Consider the following 4,984-nt stretch of genomic DNA (forward strand, 5'->3'; position numbering starts at 1 on the left):
AGCTTAGAGTTGGGGAGAATCTTCGATTTTTATCCATTTTGGACAATCTGGATCGCTGAAACCTCCTCCCAGCAAAGATCGATTCATGCAACAACGCCGTTGCGTACTGTTAAATTCTCAAGGCCCGCTTGACCATAGCTTTCACATTGCGAGTTCACGCAAGCTAGCTCTGACAGTAATGGCCTTTTTCTCTCTTTCATGGGAGTATCTTGGCTTATCTACTCCCTTCAGTAGAACCTTTTTCGAGCCTCCCCCAACTAGAGGGGCTGAGATAATCTCACTCGACTACCCCTCTGAAGCCCATAGAACAAAAGGATTTTGCCCTTGTAGATCCTGTTAATAGACCAGTGCCCTCCCGGTTCAGCTATTGCATACCTAGCTTTAGTAACGATCTCAAAGGCAAATTTTAGCAGAATAGCTCTAGGAGTTTGAAGATCCTTAGAGCTAAATGGGGTCCATTCAATTGATGACATTATTGATTCTTCTCAGGCCTGAGAGTTGGGATAGTATCAACTGGTGTCAACTTAACGATGGTGATCGTGATGGCCGACTGGGTAACGCTTCCAATGGCAGTGGCGCTTGAACTTAACAAATTTTCGTCCATGACGGTAGAAAACAATTGGACGCTTGAAGCATACCCACTTTTTGCGCCAGCGTACTTTACGAATTTTGGGCTCTTTATGATGAGGATCTAATGTCTTGTCATTTTGCTCTAGTGCTTCAGACTGAGTTCCAGATGCAACAGTAAATGCATTCGCTTGAGGGATGGCAAGGGTGGTTGTAGTTGCTGCCAATAGACCAATCAGCGTAACTTTGATTGGCTTTAACATAATGAATTCCTCCAACAGAAGATAAAAATTGTTAACTAGTTTATGTGTGAGAGATTCAAAATGAAGCTGCGGAATGACCTTTTTCCTGATAAAAGTAATTCAATAAACTTGCATTTGATTTGTTTTTCTCTCTTTTAGTAAACTATCGGGTATTCCTCAAGTCCTCTCTAATCTGGATCACAATTCAAAGGTGATACTTTGATATTTTTAGGGTGATCTTTATGCAGGATGCTGGATGTTTACAGCAACTTACTTGCATTAAATCCTTTCAAGGAAAGGATTTCACTTGTCTCATGTGACGATTCTTGGATTGTTATTCATTATTCTTGTATGTCTTGGTGAATGGTATTCACTCAAGTGTTTTATTGGTATATGTACCCTGTCGCTAAGTAATGAAATAGGCAAAGCCATGATATTTTGCTATAGTCAACTTTCTTTGAATGGCGATATTTAAGCACAAAGTAATATTCTTATTCTTTGGGTGCAAGAATAGCTTTTTAGTTGTAGGGCTATGTCTTCCCTACAACTTTTGAAAGTATTGTGATGGTAGGAATTGGTTTTTGCGTTGAAAGAACGCTTGGTAGAGATTGTTTATTCAAGGCAGAGCGCTAACCATCATTGCGCTCGCGCTTCGATTGGCTGATCATATAAAGGCGGTGGCGAAGATCGAGTGTCCAATGTCAATGGTTTAGCATTGCGCTGAATTTCTATGAAGGAGTCAATCAACGCTCATACGATGAAGATTTTGCATTTGAGTACGTCCGATCTGGACGGTGGGGCAGCTAAAGCAGCTTATCGGTTACATCAGGGATTGCGGGCCATTGGGGCTAACTCCCAAATGCTGGTGCGGGCTAGGGACGGGGCTGACCGTCATGTCTTTGTAGAAAAAACAGCTCAAACGCGATTGGGACCCATTATGAATGGACTGCCCCTCAGACGCTATAAGCGGCGCAGTCGCAACATGTTTTCAACCCAATGGTTCCCCGATACGCTGGCGAATCGAGTCAATGCGTTGAACCCAGATATCGTGGTTCTACATTGGATATGTAATGGGTTTCTACAGATTGAAACTTTGGCAAAGGTAAGGCAACCCAAGGTTTGGGTTGTTCATGATATGTGGCCTTTTACAGGGGGTTGCCATTACACCCAAGATTGCGATCGCTACACTCAATCCTGTGGTGCCTGTCCTCAACTGAATAGTCAATCATCCCAGGATCTATCCCACAAAGTTTGGAAGCGCAAAAAGCAAGCCTGGCAAGCGATTAATCTGACTTTGATAGCCCCCAGTCAGTGGTTGGCTCAAGTTATTCAGTCTAGTTCTCTATTTCATCATCGCCGGACTGAAGTTATTCATCATGGATTAGATCTCGAACTGTTTCGACCTCTAGATAGAAACTTTGCCCGGGACGCCCTAAAGCTACCTCAAAACAAAGATATTGTTCTATTCGGTGCTTCCTCGGGGGTTACCAATGATCCAAGAAAAGGGTTCCATTTTCTTCAATCAGCGCTTAATCAACTCCGCGAAACGAACGCCTTAGATAGATTGGAGATTGCTATTTTTGGTATTAGTGAGCCGCAGGAACCGCTTGAATTGGGATTTCCCGTGCACTATTTGGGGCGCTTAAGAGATGAACTATCTTTAGTGTTGGCCTATTCTGCAGCCTCAATCATGGTGGTTCCATCTACCCATGAAACATTTGGTCAAACTGCATCTGAAGCATTGGCTTGTGGTACGCCAGTTGTGGCATTTGATGCAACGGGCCCAAAGGATATCGTCGAACATCAGGGCAATGGATATCTCGCTCAGCCTTTCGAGAGTCGCGATCTTGCCCAAGGCATTCTTTGGATACTCGAAGACCTCAATCGTTATCAGCAACTATGCATAAATGCTCGCCAAAAAACAGAGGAAAACTTCAATCTAGAAATACAATCACGTCAATATGAGTCTCTCTTTCACGAGATTATCAGTGCAGGTTAACGATAATCTTAAAGCCTGTAAGAAATCCCTTGAATAATCCCGATGCTAAGCGGATTTAAACCACCGTTTTTTCCAAGCTTTGGTTGGCTCTAAATTCGATGTTTTCTGTGCTTGCTGGCGTCGAGTCAGAATGGAAGATGCCGTATCGATAAGCCGAGGATCGCGATACGGAACAGCGGCAACTGTTTGCAGATGCTCCTGCTCTTGAGGGGTTAAGGCTAAGCAATTCGTCAAGTTTTGCCCAGCAATCGTTCCGGTTGAGCGCCGACCCACGGGAGGACTGGCTGCGATCGCAAATCCCACTTCCAGCAATCCCGCTCGCACCGCCGCTGCGCAAGAGTAAGTTGCTAAGCGCCCTTGGGGATGGAGGCACTGATTTAAGACCTGAAAAAACTCCACCGTCCAAAGCTGCGGACAATTCGGTGGAGAAAACGGGTCGAGAAAAATCGCATCCGCGAGAAACTGATTTTGATGGACGACCTGAAGGGTTTGACGAGCATCACCCACCAGTAACTGTGCCTGGCAGCAGGAAGCCTGGAGCGCCAGATCTTGGGCCAAGGTGTTTAAATAGGTCTGAACTTGGGGTGACCAAGTTTGCAATCCACCGTTTGCGATCGCAGCTCTTGGGACCGCTGGATTCAGTTCTAGCGCATAAACTTGTACCTGACAGTCAGGGTTAATCTGCCAAATCGTCTCTAAGGCCGCAGCGGTGTTATATCCCAGGCCGTAGCAAACATCGAGGATTTTGACCTGTTCCTGCTTTGCTTTTTCCGGAAGCAAGGTGGGATAGACAAACTTGCCCATTGCTTCCTGATGGGCCCCATAGCGGCTGTGGAAGCATTCTCCAAACTCAGTGGAATAAAAGGTAAAAGAACCATCTGTTGTAGGCTGGGGAGTTAGATTTTCTGCATTATCCATCGCTACTAGTCGTAAAAGTGAAATTCTCAGCTTAGAGGCGCCAAAATTAAAAAATAATCGCCATGTTGACAAGTTAAAAGCTTCTTAGTTTAGCCATGTTCTATCTGCCGGATGATGCCGCCATGCCCTCTGCCGTTAAAGGGATGCAGAAGGGCAACGCCCTTCCAATAAATCTTGTTTTTGCTGAAATGCTGTAGTCATGAAGTCCATAAAGGTTTGGATACGAACTGTTGAGATCAGATCTTTATGGGTCAAAATCCAGACATCATGACAGGGAGCACTCTGACCGGGGGGAACTCGTTTTAGGGTGGGTTCTGGATCACCTAGAAAACAGGGGATACGGGCAAGTCCCAGACCAGCTTTGGCTGCTGCGAGTTGTGCGATCGCATTATCGAATCGCCCGCGCACTGGAATATGGGGAAACTCACTCTTACGCACCCAGTCTGGATAGGGGGTTGGTGCATCCCAACCAATCCAATAGGCCCCTTCCGTATTCTCGGGCAGTGCATGAGCTGCCAAATAATCTACAGATGCATAATTGGCACAGTGATAACACCCCACTTTTCGCCCCACCAAATGTTCAGGCGGGTTTTCAGTGACGCGAATGGCAACATCCGCTTCCCGCTTGGTGAGGTTATAGACCTCATAGGAAATCAGGACTTCCAAGTTCACCTCTGGATAAGCCTCCATAAAGCACACCAAATCTGGCATGAGGAAATGAACCGCTAGGGCATCTGGCATCGTCACACGAAGATTGCCCCGTAGCTGAATATCTTGCCCGAGGACATGGCGTTCAATCCCATTCATTTCGTCCTCGACCCGAGCAGCCCCCGCCAGTAGTTCTTCCCCCGCTAAGGTCAGGGCATACCCGCTCGGTAACCGATCAAAGAGGCGCGTTTTCTGTGTGGATTCAAAGGCATCAATCCGACGCGTGATGGTGGAGTGGTGAACCCCCAGCTTGGCTGCAGCAGCCCGAGCAGATCCTTGGCGGGCAATTGCTAAAAAGATTCTCAAATCATCCCAGTTCATGATTTCTTTGGTGCATTTATGCAACGGCAGGGTGCTTATTTTGGGCTTCTCAATGCAGGAATGATTACATACTATCGAAGGAAAGCCAGTTGGCACCATCAACCTCAACCGGTTGATCTTTCCTGCCCGCATAGGAGCATCATCATGGCGAATGTGACCGTATATCGAACCATCTATGCCTCCCTCGAAAAGGTTTGGGAGAGTTGGGATGACTTTGGCAATATCTACC

General features: G+C 46.2%; 4 protein-coding genes. 1 reads left to right on the forward strand and 3 read right to left on the reverse strand.

The window, feature by feature from the left end:
* Positions 1-524 precede the first annotated feature (524 nt).
* On the reverse strand, positions 525-830 hold the full coding sequence (locus Q0991_RS22310; protein WP_299492728.1) for a hypothetical protein: 306 nt from the start codon (positions 828-830) through the stop codon (positions 525-527).
* Positions 831-1,539: 709 nt separating this feature from the next.
* On the opposite strand from Q0991_RS22310, the gene Q0991_RS22315 reads away from it, so the two are divergent.
* Positions 1,540-2,808 carry a glycosyltransferase family 4 protein gene (locus tag Q0991_RS22315; protein ID WP_299492730.1) on the forward strand — a complete coding sequence of 423 codons (1,269 nt, stop codon included), beginning with the start codon at positions 1,540-1,542 and terminating at the stop codon, positions 2,806-2,808.
* 45 nt (positions 2,809-2,853) lie between these two features.
* On the opposite strand, the gene Q0991_RS22320 is transcribed toward Q0991_RS22315, so the two are convergent.
* Positions 2,854-3,726 carry an MnmC family methyltransferase gene (locus Q0991_RS22320; RefSeq protein ID WP_299492733.1) on the reverse strand — a complete coding sequence of 291 codons (873 nt, stop codon included), beginning with the start codon at positions 3,724-3,726 and terminating at the stop codon, positions 2,854-2,856.
* A 135-nt stretch (positions 3,727-3,861) separates the two neighbouring features.
* Positions 3,862-4,755, reverse strand: a complete 894-nt coding sequence (locus tag Q0991_RS22325; RefSeq protein ID WP_299492735.1) for a LysR family transcriptional regulator — start codon at positions 4,753-4,755, stop codon at positions 3,862-3,864.
* Positions 4,756-4,984 lie beyond the last annotated feature (229 nt).

Origin of the sequence: Acaryochloris sp. IP29b_bin.137 (assembly GCF_028285745.1) — a bacterium.
Classification (GTDB): Bacteria; Cyanobacteriota; Cyanobacteriia; order Thermosynechococcales; family Thermosynechococcaceae; genus Acaryochloris.